Annotated in this window: 22 protein-coding genes; 15 read left to right on the top strand and 7 right to left on the bottom strand. The window is 41.4% G+C overall.

Annotation, left to right across the window (positions count from 1 at the left end; translation table 11 throughout):
- Positions 1 to 10: 10 nt before the first annotated feature.
- The gene (locus NSQ25_RS09845; protein WP_061109259.1) at positions 11 to 1,039 is read right to left on the bottom strand and encodes an SDR family NAD(P)-dependent oxidoreductase; all 1,029 of its coding nucleotides are present in this window, start codon (positions 1,037 to 1,039) and stop codon (positions 11 to 13) included.
- Positions 1,040 to 1,285: 246 nt separating this feature from the next.
- On the opposite strand from NSQ25_RS09845, the gene NSQ25_RS09840 reads away from it, so the two are divergent.
- Positions 1,286 to 2,008 (top strand): acylneuraminate cytidylyltransferase, encoded by a 723-nt coding sequence (locus tag NSQ25_RS09840; RefSeq protein ID WP_046311519.1) that lies wholly within the window; start codon positions 1,286 to 1,288, stop codon positions 2,006 to 2,008.
- 229 nt (positions 2,009 to 2,237) lie between these two features.
- On the opposite strand, the gene NSQ25_RS09835 is transcribed toward NSQ25_RS09840, so the two are convergent.
- Together NSQ25_RS09835 and NSQ25_RS09830 are read right to left on the bottom strand one after the other, a co-directional pair.
- Positions 2,238 to 3,200 carry a DUF3880 domain-containing protein gene (locus NSQ25_RS09835; protein ID WP_326136273.1) on the bottom strand — a complete coding sequence of 321 codons (963 nt, stop codon included), beginning with the start codon at positions 3,198 to 3,200 and terminating at the stop codon, positions 2,238 to 2,240.
- A 15-nt stretch (positions 3,201 to 3,215) separates the two neighbouring features.
- Positions 3,216 to 3,617, bottom strand: coding sequence for a hypothetical protein (locus tag NSQ25_RS09830; RefSeq protein WP_024422714.1), 402 nt, complete (start codon positions 3,615 to 3,617; stop codon positions 3,216 to 3,218).
- 206 nt (positions 3,618 to 3,823) lie between these two features.
- Here NSQ25_RS09830 and cgeC point away from each other — a divergent pair, with 206 nt between their 5' ends.
- The 13 genes from cgeC to NSQ25_RS09765 all read left to right on the top strand — a co-directional run bounded on the left by cgeC (position 3,824) and on the right by NSQ25_RS09765 (position 13,070).
- Positions 3,824 to 4,144 (top strand): spore maturation protein CgeC, encoded by a 321-nt coding sequence (cgeC, locus tag NSQ25_RS09825; RefSeq protein WP_326136274.1) that lies wholly within the window; start codon positions 3,824 to 3,826, stop codon positions 4,142 to 4,144.
- A 17-nt stretch (positions 4,145 to 4,161) separates the two neighbouring features.
- Positions 4,162 to 5,457, top strand: coding sequence for a glycosyltransferase family A protein (locus NSQ25_RS09820; protein WP_326136275.1), 1,296 nt, complete (start codon positions 4,162 to 4,164; stop codon positions 5,455 to 5,457).
- Between the two features lie 19 nt (positions 5,458 to 5,476).
- Positions 5,477 to 5,644 (top strand): hypothetical protein, encoded by a 168-nt coding sequence (locus NSQ25_RS09815; protein ID WP_326136276.1) that lies wholly within the window; start codon positions 5,477 to 5,479, stop codon positions 5,642 to 5,644.
- A complete protein-coding gene (locus NSQ25_RS09810; protein WP_326136277.1) occupies positions 5,605 to 6,981 on the top strand; it encodes a sigma 54-interacting transcriptional regulator in 1,377 nt (458 codons plus the stop codon). The genes NSQ25_RS09815 and NSQ25_RS09810 overlap by 40 nt, the downstream gene beginning before the upstream one ends.
- A 118-nt stretch (positions 6,982 to 7,099) precedes the next feature.
- A complete protein-coding gene (gene ablA / locus NSQ25_RS09805; RefSeq protein ID WP_034280543.1) occupies positions 7,100 to 8,500 on the top strand; it encodes a lysine 2,3-aminomutase in 1,401 nt (466 codons plus the stop codon).
- A gap of 2 nt (positions 8,501 to 8,502) precedes the next feature.
- Positions 8,503 to 8,784 carry a YokU family protein gene (locus tag NSQ25_RS09800; protein ID WP_012010281.1) on the top strand — a complete coding sequence of 94 codons (282 nt, stop codon included), beginning with the start codon at positions 8,503 to 8,505 and terminating at the stop codon, positions 8,782 to 8,784.
- Positions 8,785 to 8,863: 79 nt separating this feature from the next.
- On the top strand, positions 8,864 to 9,088 hold the full coding sequence (locus NSQ25_RS09795; protein ID WP_024422709.1) for a YozE family protein: 225 nt from the start codon (positions 8,864 to 8,866) through the stop codon (positions 9,086 to 9,088).
- A gap of 142 nt (positions 9,089 to 9,230) precedes the next feature.
- Positions 9,231 to 9,911, top strand: a complete 681-nt coding sequence (locus NSQ25_RS09790; protein ID WP_024422708.1) for a hypothetical protein — start codon at positions 9,231 to 9,233, stop codon at positions 9,909 to 9,911.
- Between the two features lie 250 nt (positions 9,912 to 10,161).
- The gene (locus NSQ25_RS09785; protein ID WP_065214722.1) at positions 10,162 to 10,332 is read left to right on the top strand and encodes a YozD family protein; all 171 of its coding nucleotides are present in this window, start codon (positions 10,162 to 10,164) and stop codon (positions 10,330 to 10,332) included.
- A gap of 50 nt (positions 10,333 to 10,382) precedes the next feature.
- A complete protein-coding gene (locus NSQ25_RS09780; RefSeq protein ID WP_326136278.1) occupies positions 10,383 to 10,991 on the top strand; it encodes a phosphatase PAP2 family protein in 609 nt (202 codons plus the stop codon).
- 54 nt (positions 10,992 to 11,045) lie between these two features.
- A complete protein-coding gene (locus tag NSQ25_RS09775) occupies positions 11,046 to 11,363 on the top strand; it encodes a hypothetical protein (protein WP_326136279.1) in 318 nt (105 codons plus the stop codon).
- A gap of 112 nt (positions 11,364 to 11,475) precedes the next feature.
- Complete coding sequence (gene deoD, locus NSQ25_RS09770; protein ID WP_012010274.1) at positions 11,476 to 12,171, top strand: purine-nucleoside phosphorylase; 696 nt, start codon at positions 11,476 to 11,478, stop codon at positions 12,169 to 12,171.
- Between the two features lie 68 nt (positions 12,172 to 12,239).
- On the top strand, positions 12,240 to 13,070 hold the full coding sequence (locus tag NSQ25_RS09765; protein ID WP_024422705.1) for a M15 family metallopeptidase: 831 nt from the start codon (positions 12,240 to 12,242) through the stop codon (positions 13,068 to 13,070).
- A gap of 50 nt (positions 13,071 to 13,120) precedes the next feature.
- Here NSQ25_RS09765 and NSQ25_RS09760 read toward each other — a convergent pair whose 3' ends face one another.
- Positions 13,121 to 13,372 (bottom strand): hypothetical protein, encoded by a 252-nt coding sequence (locus NSQ25_RS09760; protein ID WP_024422704.1) that lies wholly within the window; start codon positions 13,370 to 13,372, stop codon positions 13,121 to 13,123.
- A 92-nt stretch (positions 13,373 to 13,464) separates the two neighbouring features.
- The gene (locus NSQ25_RS09755; protein WP_041117718.1) at positions 13,465 to 14,163 is read right to left on the bottom strand and encodes a class I SAM-dependent methyltransferase; all 699 of its coding nucleotides are present in this window, start codon (positions 14,161 to 14,163) and stop codon (positions 13,465 to 13,467) included.
- 150 nt (positions 14,164 to 14,313) lie between these two features.
- Between NSQ25_RS09755 and NSQ25_RS09750 the strand changes: the two genes are divergently transcribed.
- Positions 14,314 to 15,699, top strand: coding sequence for a S41 family peptidase (locus NSQ25_RS09750; protein WP_041117716.1), 1,386 nt, complete (start codon positions 14,314 to 14,316; stop codon positions 15,697 to 15,699).
- Positions 15,700 to 15,738: 39 nt separating this feature from the next.
- Here NSQ25_RS09750 and NSQ25_RS09745 read toward each other — a convergent pair whose 3' ends face one another.
- Positions 15,739 to 17,232 carry a sodium:solute symporter gene (locus tag NSQ25_RS09745; protein WP_041117714.1) on the bottom strand — a complete coding sequence of 498 codons (1,494 nt, stop codon included), beginning with the start codon at positions 17,230 to 17,232 and terminating at the stop codon, positions 15,739 to 15,741.
- On the bottom strand, positions 17,232 to 17,435 hold the full coding sequence (locus NSQ25_RS09740; RefSeq protein WP_024422700.1) for a DUF3311 domain-containing protein: 204 nt from the start codon (positions 17,433 to 17,435) through the stop codon (positions 17,232 to 17,234). The genes NSQ25_RS09745 and NSQ25_RS09740 overlap by 1 nt, the downstream gene beginning before the upstream one ends.
- Between the last annotated feature and the right edge of the window lie 35 nt (positions 17,436 to 17,470).

Here is a 17,470-nt window from a genome sequence, read left to right as displayed (position 1 = left end):
TGACGATTTTTTATTTTTTATGATGTGTATGATGTAATTGTTCAATGATGTGGAACAGCTTTTCTTTTGTAATGAGCGGTGCTTCTTTTGAGGTGTAATTCGTTAAGTCGACTTTTTGAAAGGCAGGATGCAAATGTGGTCTTGGTAAAATGGCATAAAATTGTTCATGTTCAAACAGTGCATCTGCTTCGTGCGGGAATGTGAGCTCCTCGTGAAGCTTTTCGCCAGGTCTTTTTCCGACTACAAGAACATCTGGAGATTTAGCATTGATTTGAGCGGCATATTCGTGAAACGCTTTTAAAAGATCGGCAAGCTGTAAGGACTCCATCTTGAGAATGAAGGTTTCGCCGCCTTTCATCATAATTGCTGCTTGAAGTGTGAGGGAAACAGCCTCTTCAATAGACATAAAAAAACGTGTCATATGAGGATCAGTCACGGTCAAAGGTTTTTCATTTAATAGCTGCTGGAGCATGATCGGAATAACGGAACCTCTAGATCCAAGCACATTGCCAAAGCGTACAGAGCAAAACCTGGTTTTTTGATTCGGAATACTTTCGTTTGCTTGGAAAAATAGTTTTTCTGAAATCAATTTTGTTGCACCCATGGCATTCGTCGGAGAAACCGCTTTGTCAGTTGAAATGTTGACGACATGACTCACTTCATGTTCGAGGGCGGCTTCAATGACGTGCTGTCCGCCGATGATATTCGTTTGAACGGCTTCGAACGGATTATCTTCACAAGTGGGTACTTGTTTTAAGGCCGCTGCATGGAAAATGATATCCACACCCTTGACGAGCTGTCTCACGCGGCTTGCATCCCGGACATCTCCTAAAGCGAATACGACTTCTGGATGTTCTGCGTACTCATTTTTCATCATGTATTGTTTGCTGTCATCTTTACTGAAGACGATTATCTTCTTTGGAGAGCAACTTGTTAATTTATTCACGATTTGCCGGCCGATTGACCCCGTACCGCCTGTAACCAATATCGTTTTGTCACGAAAAAAGGTCTTCAAAGTCGTTTCTATCTGTTTGGACATATCTAATCCCCCAACTCTCATTTCTCTACTTTGCATCATATGTGAAAGAGCGGCATTCGTTTGAGGAAAAGAACCACTTCATGCATAAATTAGGTGAACAAATTATAACCATCTGCTAGTCGTCTTAATAGAATATGGAGAGATAAGAGATCAACTAGAAAAACGAGAGACCTGAATACTTCAGTACTGCGGTCAGCTCGGGAAGAAAATGGTAAGGGAGCTGTGCGCGAGGGGAGAAGAGAAGACATGTATAGGGGAAATCGTATTTTAGCTATGATACCTGCATTTAGAAGTCACGACGGACAGCATGATGAACACATACGCATATTGGCAGAGAGGCCGCTTATCTATTGGACCATTCAGCCGTTACTGCAAATGATTGAATTAGATGAAGTCATCGTCTCCTCAGAGGATGTCAATACGCAAATCATTTCATCTCACTACGGAGCAAATGTGATTGAACTGCCAAGCACACATGTGACAGAACAAACGCCGTCACTGTTAGCTGTGAAACATGCGCTTGCTTATTTAGAGCGGGAGGGAAAAACCTTTGATATTGTGCTGTATCTGCATCCATCGTCTCCTCTAAGACAGCCGGCAGATATCGAGAAGTGCTTGCAGCTTTTAGTGGAAGGGGGATATGACTGCACCGCATCTTTTACAGAGGCGTTAGAAAACCCAAATGAAACTTGGACACTGCATGAAAACAATGAAGCTACTTTATATAAGGACAATCATTACTTTTTCATGCCAAAGCATGAGCAGCCATATACGTATGGCCGGCTAAATGGTGCGGTATATGCTTTTCATGCTCATTATGCAAAAGAATGCATTCATTCCTTTTTAGAAGGATCTGTCGGAGCTTATATGATGGATCGCACGCGGTCGCTTGTGGTGAAACAGGAGGCAGACCGGAAAGAGGCAGAGAAAATTTTATTAGCTCACCGAGATGCGGAAGATCATGCATAAGCTGGCATTCAACGAGAAAAAGCGCCCAGTTATAGGGCGCTTTCAGCGTGTAGACAAACCCTCGCATTCGGTGTCAGGTCTGCGCTCCGGTGCTCACGAATGTCAAATTCGCTCCGCTCCGGTACTCGTCCTTCCTACACTGCAAAGGTTTTCTATCACGCTGAAAAGAAGACAAAGGGCTAAAATCAAGAACATTTTAGCCCTTTGTCAACAATTTGAAAGCGCCCAGTTATAGGACGCTTTTTACAATGTCATAAAGCCTTTGTGGCATCGTATCAAATGTATTCCAGCGAACGGTTTGTTCGTAGTTGTTCAGTGCGGCGGCCTTTCTTTCACATGCATTTGATCCATAGTATTCAACCTGTTCTATCAAATCGTCCTCATCTTTGTAAAAAGCAAAGCTTGAAAAAGCAGGCGGCGGAGGTAGATCCGTCAATTGAAAACTCCCAGTTGCAGCAATATCAAATGCTCTGTTATTGAGGCTCATATTTTGAATCATGGCTTTGTTTTTGTTATACGCAAATTGAGCCGGCCTATGCGGATTCAGGACAATCGCTGTCTGCTGATAAATGTCCGCCATTTGCTGAGGACTCAGCCAATTCGTTATGAGTGTGAAATCACGATAATGTCTCCGTGATTTGTTTAAGTGACGGTGCCATTCCTTACCTGCAACGAGAATACGCCATTTGTTTTGCTGCAAGAGTGTATCGATGGCTTTGATGCGGTTGGGATAAGGGTAGCCAATGAGTGCAATGTCATACGTGCACATCTCTTCTGGCGATTCATTTTTCTGAAAGACACGTGTATTTGCCGGAATGGGAAAGTAGTGCGTATGATCAGCGCCTAATTGTTTATAAAATGGCAAAACCCCTTCATCAATCGTTAATATAAGCTGAGCTTCATGTGCGCAAGCAGCTGACACATCTGTATAAAAGGGATCTTCTGTCATCCAAAGAACAATCGGGATTTTTTCTTGTTTGAATTGATGAAGCACATCTTTCGGAACATGATCACCGATCATCATCAAAACAAAATCCGGAGAAAATGTCCGGATTTTGTGCATGTTCGTGGGTAGAGATTCTCTATCAATCTTTACACATGAAAAGGGGGAATCAATGAAGCTTTCTTCTACCCATTGATCAAACATGTGATAGATTCCGCCGTAGCCAGAACTGATATAAAGAAGCTTCATGATGATCCTCTCACATTAAGAAGTGAATGTAACACTTTCAACTTTATCTACATCTAATAGAGTCGTTGCTGAGCCTGTAGGTGTGACAGAGCTTTCTTGTGTAACAAATACAACACCTGTTGAAGCATCGAATGATACAAATTGAACTGGCCCAATTAAATCTCCTGAGTCAGTGACAATGCTAATGACTGTTCCTGGTGCAAGTCTTGCAAAGATCCATCTTGCTGGCTGAGATACATCGAGTGTTGTAGCAGAATCTGAAGGTGATGCCTCAGCTGCCACTTCACTTAATAAATCGTTCAATTTTTCTTCCATTTGAACTCCTCCTTCTTCGAGATTAGCTGTTAATGCATGAGTAATTGGCTTGAAAAACACTTTCAATAGTTCCTTTTTTAATTCAGCACGCTTTTCGCTCATTTTTTCCCCATCCTTTCTTCATCAATTCAAACTCACCCCTATGTATATGCCGTTCTTTTTTTTTGGCATAAGCAGAACGCTGATTCCTGATCTTTTTTTCATTTAATCACTTCACACATTTTTAAAAATGTTTTCAAATGCTGAGGCTAAATGAAGTGACGCTCATACTCTAGTAAAGATTAAATGTGAAGAGAGAGGGATTATGAATGGAATTTGAACAATTATTAGATGGTTGGAACGAAGAATTACTAGAGTCGGAAGGAGTGCTTGAAATCATCTTGATTTTACTTCTTCTTCGTCTTTTAGAAGAAAGTGGGGAAGAGAATGTGTCAGACATCAAAGAATTACTTCGTCCATGGCTTGAGCTTGGCATTCCGTTGCCGCGTGTTCATTTGGTCAATGGAGATGTACTTCAAAACGTGGTTGTCGTGCAATTGTTTGATACGGTTGCAGTCTTTAAAAACGCGACAAATCAGCTAAGAGTGAGTGTTCCTTATGTGAACATTGTCAGCTGGGGGGCTTTTTAATCTAATCAAAAAGGATAATGATCATGAAAGTATCGGTGATTTTAACAAGCTACAATAAACCAGATTTCATTGATCGTGTGCTAAAGAGTATGGTAGATCAAACGTATCCGCATTGGGAGCTTTTGATTATGGATGATGGCTCAGAAGAGGGCACCATTCAAAAGATCCAGCCCTATTTAAGTGATGAACGCATTCAGCTGTATTCGCACACAGTTCATCCAGCAAAACGGCTGTTAACCGCACGATATGCGACGCTTATTAATGAAGCATTAACCCGTATAACAGGTGAGCTCATTTGTTATTTAACCGATGATACCATGTACCATCAAGATCGTTTGCTTAAAATGGTGGATGTTTTTCGGTCGAAGCCTCACATAGATATTGTGTATTCCTCGCAGCGGGTCGTGCATGTTGATCAGCATTTAGTGGAAACGATGAGTTTTATTCGAGAAGCAGATCAAATCTTAGAGCATGCGTCCTTTCAAGTGGACCATTGTTCGGTCATGCACAGAAGCTGCTTGCTTCCACTGATCTATGAAAAATACGGACAATATTGGGACGATGAGCCAAAGCACTGGCATCATGCAGATTCTGTATTTTGGATGAGGCTGAATCACTTCGCTGCGTTTTTTCCATTAAAAGATGTACTGGATACAACGTATAAAACGCCCCATTCCTTTCATCATCTGTTTTCGAGTATGCCGTATGATTTAATTGACGGAACGGTCATTGAAAAAGAAGGGGATTATTATCAAATCGCAGACGGGAAACTTCATGGAATTGAAAAACGCTGGATAAATGAAAAGAACAGGCGTGCGATCCGTGTTCCGCTGTTATGTGAGATGAAATATGAAATGAAAGAGAAGCTGGCAGTACCCAATTATACAGTTGTCACCGCAGATTATGGGAAAACGTTCTTTTATATTGAAGATCAGAAAAAAAGACGGTTTGCTTCAAAACGTGACGTGCAATATTTTCAGTTTCACCCAAAGGAGATCTATACGATTTCAAATGACCAGCTTCAGGCATTTGAGGATGGCAGCATCATTCAAGCTTCTCCCGTTTTCAGTCCGCCAAACAGGCGCCTGTTTAAATGGAAACAAGATGTTTATTTACTTGTGCACCATACCTTTTGCCGAATTGATTCTGAGGTCGTGAAGCGATTTGCTTTTTATCATCAGCCGATTAAGCTGTACCCGTCCCAATTTACGTTATTTCAAGAAGGAAAGCCGATTGTGCCGCTGTATAGGGAATCGCTGCAAGAATTCGATATGTCTCTTTATCAAACATCCGGACGAAAGCACTCCTCATAAGAGGGGTGCTTTTTTCGCAATGATTGCAGGAAGTAGGAAGGAAAAAGCGAAACATGAAAAGGACAGGGAACCATTTAGAAATGATCAAGCCGCTGAAAAATCGGCAATTGATGCCGGTTTTTTGGCACTGAAAGTGAGGGGGAAAGAATGGGGAAGGTTGTCGAAAGAGCAGATTGGTTTGAATTGATTTTAGAAGCCATTGATGAAGCCATTCACGTTGTAGATGATCAAGGGATGACGATTTTTTACAATCATAATGCCGCTAAGTTTGACTGTTTACAAAAAGAAGAGGTGATTGGCAAGTACATCCTTGATGTGTATCCCTCTTTAACTGAAAAAACAAGTACACTCATGCATGTTTTGAGAACAGGAAAGCCTATTTATCATTCGCTGCAAACCTATTTGAATAAAAACGGAGAAAGAATTGAAACAGTGAACACGACATTGCCTATTATCGAAGATAACGAGTTAATAGGCGCGGTCGAAGTCGCAAAAGATGTATCAAAGCTGTCGGCTCTTTCCAATCGGTTAGGGCAAAAAAAGCGGACACAAGACGCGGCTGAGGCCGTACAAATGAATGATTTTGCTTCATTTTTAACAAATGATCCGCTTTTAAAAGAAATGCTTGAAAGGGCAAAAAAAGCAGCTGCTTATCCATCATCAGTTGTTGTCTACGGGGAAACAGGGACAGGAAAAGAAGTGCTCGTTCAAGCCATTGTCCATGAATCTGACCGGAAAAATCAAGTGTTCATTCCGCAAAACTGCGCAGCACTCCCAGAATCATTACTTGAAAGTTTATTGTTCGGATCTGTCAAAGGGAGCTATACGGGCGCACTTGATCGCAAGGGACTTTTCGAATTAGCTGATGGGGGCACACTTTTTCTTGATGAGCTGCAAGAGATGCCGCTCACGCTGCAGACGAAATTATTACGTGTGTTAGAGGATGGCGTTGTCCGCCGCATCGGTGACGCAAAATCCATTCAAGTGGATGTTCGGCTCATTACTGCGCTCAATATGGACCCATTCGAAGCAGTGAAAAAGCAAATTTTAAGAGAAGATTTATTTTATAGACTGCATGTATCATCTTTTCATATCCCGCCGCTTCGTGAAAGAAAGCAAGATATCACGCTGCTATCCCGCCACTTCATTCAAACCTATCATCAGCAGTTTTCAAAAAACGTTACACGCCTTTCTGAAGAAACGGAACGATTGTTTATGGCTCACCACTGGCCTGGGAACGTTAGAGAATTAAAACATACGATAGAGCATGCCGTGTTGATGATGCCAAAGGAAGCGGAAGAGATCATCCCTCTATACCTTCCGGCTCATTTACGTGAGCAAAAGCTGGAAAAAGAAACATCTGAATCCTCCTTAAAAAATCAAGTGTCTTCATTTGAACAAACATTGATCCAAGAAGCTTTACATCAGCATAATGGAAATATTAAAAAAACCGCCGCTGCTTTAAAAATCCCTCGACAAACGCTGCAATATAAATTAAAGAAATATGCAGATGCCGAAATATAGGCACAACATCCAATTGAATATGACGGGTAAAAGCTCCTTTTGTAAAGAATAGGGGCATTTTCCCATGTTGGCACATAACTTGCATAGTATAAAGTGAATGCTGATAGGGGGAATGGATATGAATCAGAAATTGTATGAACCGGCACGTCACTGGAAGGACATTGAGCTTTGGAAGGATGTACCTGAGGAAAAGTGGAACGACTGGATTTGGCAGCTGACGCATACCGTGAAAACGCTTGAGGATTTAGAAAAAATCGTAAACTTAACAGAAGAGGAACGAGAAGGGGTGAAGATTTCCACTAAAACCATTCCACTCAACATTACACCCTACTATGCCTCACTGATGAATCCAGACGATCCAAGATGTCCAATACGTATGCAATCTGTGCCAATTGCAGAAGAGCTTCATAAAACAAAATATGATCTGGAAGACCCGCTGCATGAAGATGAGGACTCACCTGTCCCGGGGCTCACGCACCGATATCCAGATCGTGTACTGTTTCTTGTGACAAATCAGTGCTCCATGTACTGCCGTTATTGTACGAGAAGACGTTTTTCCGGCCAGATTGGTATGGGTGTGCCGAAAAAGCAGTTAGATGCTGCAATTGGATATATTAGAGAAACACCTGAGGTGCGGGACGTGTTAATTTCTGGCGGAGATGGGCTGTTAATCAATGATCAAGTGCTTGAATACATTTTGAAAAACTTACGGGATATTCCGCACGTTGAAATCATTCGGATTGGAACCCGCGCGCCGGTTGTCTTTCCGCAGCGTATTACAGATGAGCTGTGCGAGATTTTGAAAAAATATCACCCAGTTTGGCTGAACACCCATTTCAATACAAGTATTGAAATCACAAAAGAAGCAAAAGAAGCGTGCGAACGTCTTGTGAATGCCGGTGTTCCTGTAGGGAATCAGGCCGTCATCCTTGCAGGTATTAATGACAGTGTGCCGATTATGAAGAAGCTGATGCACGATCTTGTGAAGATTCGGGTCAGACCATATTATATTTATCAATGTGATTTATCTGAGGGCATTGGCCACTTTAGAACGCCGGTATCAAAAGGGCTTGAAATCATTGAGGGTTTAAGAGGACATACGAGTGGTTATGCAGTACCAAGCTTTGTAGTAGATGCGCCAGGAGGCGGAGGGAAAATTGCTTTACAGCCAAATTATTTATTATCGCAAAGCCCTGACAAAGTCGTCCTTCGTAACTTTGAAGGTGTCATCACCTCTTATCCAGAACCAGAGCATTACGTCGCAGGCCAGGCAGATGCGTATTTTAATGAAATTTATGAAGAGAAACAAGAACCGGCAATTGGTATTACCGCACTATTAGAGGATGAAGCGAGATCGTTTACGCCTGAGAATTTAAGCCGAATGAAACGTAGAGAAGCATATGAGACAAATCCTGAGCACGACACACTTAAAAACAAACGTGAAAAACGAGATGAATTAAAAGAGAAGAAATATCAAGCGCAGCTCAAAAAAGAACAAACCGTAAAGGAGGAGAAATAGCCTTGCTGACATGTGATTGGTGTGAGGAAAATAAAGCAAATGCGGAGCAGACAACAGTCTATTGGGAACTGATCACGGGCACACAATCAATTGAAATCATCGAAACGCCGTCCATTTCCTGCACGCACTGCGGGATGACCTATCAAAAGGATGAGACAGTCAAAGAGATTGAAGATCAATTAATTTTAGTGGATCAGACAAAACTTCCAGAAAAAATCTCCTATGAAGAATTAATGAGCATGGAGCGGTTATTAAAGCGAAATTACTTTGACTTTTCATCATAAGTTGTACCTCCGCCTATACAAGTCATCAAATTGCTGTATAATATAACAACAAAATAGTGTGTCGCGGAGGGAAAAACAGGTGAAGTCGTTTTACCATTATTTAATGAAGTTCAGACATCCAAAACCGAAAGATGAAATCAGCCATTTCGCAAATGCTGCGTACGAGGATCACAGCTTTCCTAAAGCTTCCACAGATTATCATGAGCTGTGCGCTTATTTAGAATTAAATGGTGATTATTTAAGCTCAATGACAACATTTGACGAAGCGTTTGAGCAATACGAAGTAGAAGTCAAAAAAAAATAACACACAACCGCTTATCCGGATGGAGAAGCGGTTTTTTCATGAGAAATAAAATGGCGTTTTGCATGGTGTGGTTGCCCATGCAGAATTCCTTGCGCCGGCATACGATACGTTAAGACCAAAAGTCGGGCAAGGGGGAGACAGAATGAAGGCGAAAGCACCAAAATATCAAGTAGGGGATATTGTCGTCGTTGTCATGTACGGCACAGTCGGAACGATTACAAAAGTCCATCAAATTGACCAGCACTATTTATATGAGGTCAATCATAATGAGGTGCTTTATTTTGAAACATCACTTCAGCTTTACGATGAGTATAGCGGAGTGATTGTCGATACAGAAAAGCTGGACATTGAATATGAGTTCCTCATTGGCGATGTTGTATATGTAAAAGATTACGGAAAAGAGCTGTTTAAAATCATCGGTCATCGGACTGAAATTTGGCGCTACCTTGAAGATGGCTGGGAAGATGTCATTTACGAACTCACGAGGCTGAAAGACGGAGAGTGGCTGGAAACAGAAGAGGAAGATTTAACGCTTGTCCTAAGAAAATATGAGATGGACCAGTTTGTTCATCAGCTTCTTTTTGTGCATTACGTCGGAGAAACCTCAAAAGAGTTAGAAGAAGATATGGTCCAAACGGCTCTATTGCAGCTGGAAGAGAAACAAGAAAGCGAATCTTCACTTGAATTTCTGGCTGTATCTATAGTGGATGAGCTTCTTGATATTTATAACGATTATAAAATTCTCTATGAATTTTTCAAAGATCCAGAATATAAGGATATGATGGATTTTATTTTGGAAAGTTTACACGAACATTTTGGTTAAAGAAAGACTTGTCCTAACACGAATAAAAAATAAGGCACACAGAAAAATGCAATCACATAAAACCATCCCCTCAAGATACGGCCCATCACCTGATCAAAAGTTTCTCCATCTAATATGCTTAACCATTTCATTGCCTCAAGCCCCATTTCTTTTTGTTTACTGCATTTATATGTATGGAATGAGCCATTATGACAAACTGTAATAAAAAACAGCCGGCGTTCATACATCATAAAAAAGGAGGCGGAATGCAATGAAAGAAGCAGATTTGGTGATTGATACAGAGGAAATTGCGGAGTTCTTCTACGTGGAGCTGATCAAAAGAGGGTACATACCTGCTGAGCTTGAAACATTTGAGCTGGCCGACATTACATTTGAATATATGCTGAAAAAAGCAATGATAGTTGAAGAAGAGGCGTGGTAGGTACTATACTTTGAAGAGATTCTGAAGAGAGAGGGAGGGGAATCTTTCGCGTGTACATCCTATATCTTTTCATTTTATTTGGCGCCATTGCTGCGCTCATGGTATCTGGGGCTTTTCAAGATTTGGACAACCAGATCATCTTATGGTTTGAAAGCATCAGACTCCCTTTTTTAAATGATGTCATGCTGGCTTTGACGGACTTAGGCATCAGCGCGCTGCTCGTTCCAATCATGCTCATTTTTAGTGTGGTCTTGTTTATGTATAAGCGCTACTACTCTATCATGATGCTTTTTCTACTATATCTCACAGAAAAAACAATCAATCATGAATTAAAGGGGCTGTTTGCTAGAGAGCGTCCGGCCTTTGATCACCTTGTAGGTGAAACGTATTACAGCTTTCCGAGCGGACATTCGATGAATGCAGCCACAATCTACCCTTTTATGGCTTATCTATTAGTTGAAATGATCCCACGGCTGAAAGAAAGACAAAAAATCGTCTATTTGATCACAGGGCTTTGCGTTCTGGCCATTGGCATCAGCCGGATGTATATCGGGGTGCATTATTTGACAGATGTTGCAGGAGGCTTTGCGATAGGACTCGCTTTATTTCTCATTTGTAAAAAGATTGACGAAAGATTGCCTGTCATTCGACAAAAATAGAAGAAGGAAATTGACAGATCCCAGCCAATTTTATATAAAAGGGGAGGGGTTTGAATGCAATTGACGTTGAGATTTTTTCAAAAGAAACCTTCAGCATTTCACTTAACCATTTATCAGACACCTGAATATGGCGCTGCAAGCGGGCATCTGCCTGTGTACCGGACAAAGATTGGCGGCAGAACACACCTTGATGTACTGGAAAAAGCATTCTCGACATTTAATGTACATGATACAGTCCCTAATGATTACAATGCGCGGTTTATCACAACAGGTGATATTGTTGTGATTGATGATAAGAAAAAGGGGAAGTGCTATTATCAGCTCTCTCCGGCAGGGTGGAAACGCAGTGAACGAATGATGACGATAGGTTAAATAGATGATTGATGATGCCAGCTTGAGATTCAGCTGGTATTTTCTTTTTTTAGCTCAATCGTTTATAATAAATAGGATAAAATACATAGTAAACGTAAGTGGAGGCTAAAAAATGAGTGTACATATTGGAGCAGAAAAAGGACAAATTGCAGAAACGGTATTGCTGCCAGGCGATCCGCTGCGTGCGAAATATATTGCAGATACATATTTAGAAGATGTTGAGTGCTATAACGAAGTGCGCGGAATGTATGGCTATACTGGAACCTATAAAGGAAAACGTGTTTCTGTACAGGGCACTGGGATGGGCGTACCGTCTATTTCGATTTATGTGAATGAACTCATTCAAAGCTATGATGTTCAAAACTTAATTCGCGTTGGATCTTGCGGAGCCATCAAAAGAGATGTCAATGTACGTGACGTCATTTTAGCCCAGACATCATCAACAGATTCACAAATGAATCGTGTGGCATTTGGACCGATTGATTATGCGCCATGCGCTGATTTTGGCCTGCTCAAGAAAGCCTACGACACGGCAGAAGCAAAAAATGTCGCTGTACGTGTCGGAAATGTATTTACAGCAGACCAATTTTACAATGAAAAACCACTTGAGCTCATGGCTCAATATGGTATCCTAGCGATCGAAATGGAGACAACCGCTCTTTATTCTCTTGCAGCAAAATTTGATCGAAAAGCGTTATCCATTTTGACTGTGAGTGATCACGTTCTAACAGGAGAAGAAACAACGGCTGAAGAGCGTCAAACAACGTTTGATGAAATGATCTTAATTGCGCTAGACTCCGTTTTATAATAGTATAAAGGGTGTGCTACAATGTAGCGCATCTTTATTTTTTTAGAAGAGCAAAAGGAAGGTATGTCATGAAGAAAAGCTACAAAATACTCTCAATCGCATCGATTCTTGGTTTGACAGCCGCGCTATCAGGCTGCCAGTTGCTGGATCAAAAAAGCGGTACATCTGAATCAAACAAAACAAACGAACAAAAAAACGCAGCAAGTTCATCTCCCCAGCACAACTCAAACGATAAGGCAGATTCATCGAATCAAGAGCTGACGTTAAAGAGTGAATATTTCAATGACATCAAGGTTGTGAGCGGTCTGAAAACCATTCAAAATCCTGAAAATGTGCTAGCACTTGTCAACAAAGAATATGCATTACCAGGAACCTATAAACCTTCTGATCTCGTTGTACCAAAAGTAGAATTCTCTTTTTCGGAAGATATTGAAAAGCGATATATCCGCAAAGAAGCAGCGGAAGCGCTTGAGAAGTTATTCAAAGGTGCAAAAAAGGAAAACTTCGAGCTTGCTGCAGTATCTGGCTATCGCTCCTATGACCGTCAAAAAGTCATTTTTGATAGTGAGGTCAAATTAAAAGGCAAAGAAAAAGCACAAGAAGCAGTCGCTTTACCAGGCGAAAGTGAACATCAAACAGGTTTAGCCATGGACATTTCCTCAAAAAGTGCCGGTTTTGAGATCTCTGAAAAGTTTGGTGAAACACCAGATGGCAAATGGGTGGCTAAAAACGCCTATAAATATGGCTTTATCATCCGTTATCCAAAAGGAAAAGAAGACATTACGAAATACGAATATGAGCCGTGGCATCTGCGCTATGTGGGAAAAGAAGCCGCAAAAGCGATGCATGATCACGATTTAACATTTGAAGAATACATGAACAAAGTAAAGAAAATCTAAACAAGTAAAAGGCCTCCCAGCTATTCGGGAGGCCTTCTCTTATTCTTCTTTTAAAAAAAGAACAATCCTGCTAATGCGAAGCCGGTAATGAAACCGAGGCCGATGCCATACGCTGCACCCCAGCCATAATATCCGCCCCAATAGCCAAAGCCAAAGCCTCCGCGAGACCCGCCGACTGGACGAATATAAACTTTGCGGTTTGTCACACGCTCAATGCGTCCGACGTGTACTCTGCCATTACGGTCAGTGATTCTAGCGACTTTCCCCATGTGCTGCTGACAAAGCTTGTAGTAGCGCTCCATGTTTTTCCTCCTTATGACAAACTCTTTTCACTCTTATCCTATGCGAGAGACTTCATAGAGTTTGGACAAAACATATAGGAGATTCGCTCATTTTATACGGTACATTCAAATAGAATGTGACTTAGCTGCTTTCGGTGTGCTTGAATGAGATCGTAGTGTGTTTGCAGCGTTTCGTAAAGAGAAGGGGGTATGTGTTCAGATAATTCCATCTCTGTCGGCTCCTCCTGCCCCATATGTTCATCGAATGAGAGGATCTGAATGTCACGGAAGCCCGCTTCGGTTAACTGCTCCTTCCATTCTTCAAGCGACAAGAGCGAGTGGAAGCCGTAAAAATTCCGAACCGCTGCAAGCTCTTCAGGCGTAAGAGGGGCTTTTAACACAGCTTCATTTGCAATCAATTGGCTGCCAGGAGCAAGCACACGTTTGATCTCAGCTAGTGCATCACGCAGCTTGGTAAAGCTTAAAACAGATTCACTGATGAGTAGAGAGAACGCTTGATCTGGAAAGGGCAGCTGCTCAATGGATGCCTCTAAAGCACGGATCGGCAGTTCCTCCCGTTTGAATCGCAGGTTCGCCTTTTCAATCATCAATGGATGCGTATCAATGGCCTCCACCTGATAACCTATATTTCCTAAATAGGCGGCGGTCTGTCCTGTACCGCATCCAGCGTCAAGTATTCGTGCATGAGGCGGCAGTTTTATATGCTCAATCATCGTTTTTGTTAACTCAATTCCGCCAGGATGGGCACCTGATACGCCAAAATAAGCAAGCATTTCTACATAATCACTCATATAATCCCTTCTTTCCTTATCCTGTTCCTCTCTAAAGATTATGCAATAGAGGGGCAAATGGCTTATCTTTTCAAATAGAAGTTGATCCTTTGGTTGACGGATGAAGCATCGTCCTTGATAATAATGAAAGGAGATAAAGGTGGTGTTTTTTTGAAAAAACAAATGAAGTTCGTGGTAGCCATTCTGGTGACTGCTGCACTGTCCTCAGCGATTACATTTGTGATCACAAAACAAGGTGCTGTCAGCGTCTCAGGAGACGAGAAGTTTAGTAAACTCATGGCTGCGTATACGAAGGTAAAGGATGAGTATTACGAAAAAACGGATGATCAAAAACTAGTAGATGGTGCGATCCAAGGAATGATTGCATCACTTGATGATCCATACTCTACATATATGGATCAGGAGGAAGCCGAAGGATTTAACAATACCATTTCTTCTTCATTTGAAGGAATTGGTGCACAAGTAGAAGAGAAGGATGGACAAATTTTAATTGTCGCGCCGATTAAAGGCTCTCCTGCTGAAAAAGCTGGTTTGAAACCTCATGATCATATTTTAAAAGTGGATGGAAAAAGCACCAAAGGAATGTCGGTCAATAAAGCAGTCTCTCTCATTAGAGGGAAAAAAGGAACGGATGTTAAGCTGCATCTCAATCGTCAAGGAGTCGGTAATGTAGATGTGACCATCACAAGAGACACGATTCCGCTTGAAACGGTGTATGCAAAACTCACAAAAGACAAAATAGGAGAAATCCAAATTACGTCCTTTGCTGAAACCACATCGAAAGAGCTGGATAAAGCAATTGATGACCTCGAGAAAAAAGGGGCAAAAGGTTTTGTCATTGACCTGAGAGATAATCCAGGCGGCATCATGACAGAAGCCATTGAAATGAGCAATGACTTTATTGATAAAGGAAAAGTCATCATGCAGGTTGAAGAAAAAGGGAAGAAACAAGTGTACAAGGCTGAAAAAGAACGCAAAGTCCATCAGCCGGCAGTTGTCCTTGTAAATGGAGGATCAGCCAGCGCTGCTGAAATCATGGCGGCGGCTCTGCACCAATCTTCAGGCATTCAAATTGTGGGTGAAAAGACATTTGGCAAAGGAACTGTTCAAAATGCGCAAAACTATAATGATGGTTCTAGTGTCAAGTTAACCATTGCAAAATGGCTGACACCAGACGGTTCTTGGATCCACAAAAAAGGTATCGAACCACAGGTCAAAGCAGCTCTTCCGAGTTATGCAAAGCTGCCTTACTTAAGCCCGAAAAAATCATATGAGCTAAATGACAATGGAGATGAAGTCAAAGCAGCTCAAAAAATGTTCCAAGCGCTTGGCTACAAAGCAAAAGCAAACGGTGAGTACGATCAAGCATTCCAGTCTATCGTCAAAAGCTTCCAAACAGACAACGATCTCAAATCAGACGGTATTCTGACAGGAGATACAACGACCGTTCTGATGACAAAGATCCAAGATAAGCTAAAGAACAACGATACACAAATGAAAAAAGCCATTGAAGTCTTGAAAAAAGAGATGAAATAAAAAAAGCAGTCCTCATCAGGGGACTGCTTTTTCTTATCCTTACACTTCGTTTGTGAGCGCTTCTGTTTTTTCATGATCCTTTTCAAATAGATCATTCATGACAGAATTGGATGTGACCTTGTTTTGGAAGAATGGATTCAAAATCAAGATGACGACGACGTTTGCTAGTAACCCAAGAAAACCTTCATAAAGGCCGAACGTGACTTGTGAGATATTCGCTGTAAAGGTAACGATGATTCCAATGACTAACCCGGCAATCGTTGCTTCTCTCGATTGTTTTTTCCAGAATAAGCTGATGGCAATAGCTGGGAAGATTTGAACCATTCCTGAAACACCAATGAGCTGAAGCGTGACAAGTGCAGTTGGGAACAGCATCCCGAACAAAAGAGCGAGCCCGATGACGATAAACACCATCGAACGTGTAATGATGGTCAATCTTTTAGGTGACACATTCGGATGAATTAAGTCACGGTATAAATTATTGGCAAATAAATTTGATGCGCCAATGGCCATGATGGAGCATGGAATGAGGGAAGCCAGTGCAATCGTTGAATAAGCGAGCCCCTGCATCACGCCGCCATATGATGTTTGAATTAAATGAAGAAGAGCAAATCTTGGATTTGTATCTTCTGGTAAGACTAAAAAAGCAATAAATCCAAGGAAGATGACCAAAATCAATACAATATTATAAAGAGGCAAAAACATACTGTTTTTACGGATGGCATCTGCGCTTTTGGCTGTAAAAACCCCAGTTGCTGCGTGTGCCCACATAAACAAAGCAAGAGCAGAAACGCCTGAAGCAGTAATAAACCATAAAATGCCTTTAGGACCGCCTTCAGGGATCGTTAGAAGCTGAGGTGCTTCTTTGGCTAACGTATTCATCATCGGTGTCCAGCCGTTAAAATGAATGATCGGCAGTGAAACGACCATAAACAGCATGATCACCCAAACGAGAATATCTTTAATAATGGCTGTATATGTAGGACCTTTAATACCACTGAAAAATGTATAAAGTGCGACTAAAATAAATGAAATAATAACAACTGCATTCACATTAATATAACTAGTTCCAGCGACAGTTAACGTATCTTGAATCCCGCTCAGCTGAAGACAAATATAAGGAATCAGCATAAGTACTCCAACAATCGCAATCAAACTGGATAACAGCTTGCTGTCAAACCGCTCACGTGCATAATCGGCAAGTGTTGTAAGGTTGTGATTTTTCGCAACAGTCCATAGTTTCGGTAAAAAGAAATAAGCAATAAAATAAGCTAGGACGGAATAAGGAATAGCGAAAAAAGCGACGCTTCCAGCTGTATAAGCTGTACTTGTAAGCCCTAAAAAGGTATAAGCTGTATATAAGTCTGCGCCAACGAGGAACCAGACGAGCAGTCCGCCAAATTTTCTTCCGCCGACAGACCATTCTTCTACTGACTGTCTTGATGATTTGTCACGACCAGCGGCAAATCCGATGACCACGACGATGAGAATAATACTTGCAGTAATCAATAAAGCTGTTAAATTTCCTTGCATTAGTCAGTTCCTCCATTTGAATGTTGCATCTTATAAATGATAAATGTGCAAATTGGTGTGAGTACAATCCATAGCAAGAGCCAGAAGTGGAAAAAGGGCAGGCCGATGACAAATGGATGAATGCGATTTGCAAAAGGCAGCAATGCGAGCTGTCCGATGAATGGAATCGCGATAAGTAGTGCCAGCATCAATTTTTTGTTCATGATTTCCTCCTGAATATTTTGTAATTTCATAATAA

This window comes from Bacillus sp. FSL R5-0512, assembly GCF_038593295.1.
In the GTDB taxonomy this organism is placed as follows: domain Bacteria; phylum Bacillota; class Bacilli; order Bacillales; family Bacillaceae; genus Bacillus; species Bacillus safensis.
This window is presented reverse-complemented; position numbering and strand designations above follow the sequence as displayed.

Bases quoted from the DNA above. Each gene is read 5' to 3' on its own strand.
- NSQ25_RS09760 (WP_024422704.1), bottom strand. From the start codon at position 13,372: ATGGAGCGCTACTACAAGCTTTGTCAGCAGCACATGGGGAAAGTCGCT.
- NSQ25_RS09820 (WP_326136275.1), top strand. From the start codon at position 4,162: ATGATCATGAAAGTATCGGTGATTTTAACAAGCTACAATAAACCAGAT.
- NSQ25_RS09845 (WP_061109259.1), bottom strand. From the start codon at position 1,039: ATGTCCAAACAGATAGAAACGACTTTGAAGACCTTTTTTCGTGACAAA.
- ablA (WP_034280543.1), top strand. From the start codon at position 7,100: ATGAATCAGAAATTGTATGAACCGGCACGTCACTGGAAGGACATTGAG.
- NSQ25_RS09790 (WP_024422708.1), top strand. From the start codon at position 9,231: ATGAAGGCGAAAGCACCAAAATATCAAGTAGGGGATATTGTCGTCGTT.
- NSQ25_RS09840 (WP_046311519.1), top strand. From the start codon at position 1,286: ATGTATAGGGGAAATCGTATTTTAGCTATGATACCTGCATTTAGAAGT.
- cgeC (WP_326136274.1), top strand. From the start codon at position 3,824: ATGGAATTTGAACAATTATTAGATGGTTGGAACGAAGAATTACTAGAG.
- NSQ25_RS09775 (WP_326136279.1), top strand. From the start codon at position 11,046: ATGCAATTGACGTTGAGATTTTTTCAAAAGAAACCTTCAGCATTTCAC.
- NSQ25_RS09815 (WP_326136276.1), top strand. From the start codon at position 5,477: ATGATTGCAGGAAGTAGGAAGGAAAAAGCGAAACATGAAAAGGACAGG.
- NSQ25_RS09765 (WP_024422705.1), top strand. From the start codon at position 12,240: ATGAAGAAAAGCTACAAAATACTCTCAATCGCATCGATTCTTGGTTTG.
- NSQ25_RS09830 (WP_024422714.1), bottom strand. From the start codon at position 3,617: ATGAGCGAAAAGCGTGCTGAATTAAAAAAGGAACTATTGAAAGTGTTT.
- NSQ25_RS09740 (WP_024422700.1), bottom strand. From the start codon at position 17,435: ATGAACAAAAAATTGATGCTGGCACTACTTATCGCGATTCCATTCATC.
- NSQ25_RS09755 (WP_041117718.1), bottom strand. From the start codon at position 14,163: ATGAGTGATTATGTAGAAATGCTTGCTTATTTTGGCGTATCAGGTGCC.
- NSQ25_RS09785 (WP_065214722.1), top strand. From the start codon at position 10,162: ATGAAAGAAGCAGATTTGGTGATTGATACAGAGGAAATTGCGGAGTTC.
- NSQ25_RS09810 (WP_326136277.1), top strand. From the start codon at position 5,605: ATGGGGAAGGTTGTCGAAAGAGCAGATTGGTTTGAATTGATTTTAGAA.
- deoD (WP_012010274.1), top strand. From the start codon at position 11,476: ATGAGTGTACATATTGGAGCAGAAAAAGGACAAATTGCAGAAACGGTA.
- NSQ25_RS09835 (WP_326136273.1), bottom strand. From the start codon at position 3,200: ATGAAGCTTCTTTATATCAGTTCTGGCTACGGCGGAATCTATCACATG.
- NSQ25_RS09745 (WP_041117714.1), bottom strand. From the start codon at position 17,232: ATGCAAGGAAATTTAACAGCTTTATTGATTACTGCAAGTATTATTCTC.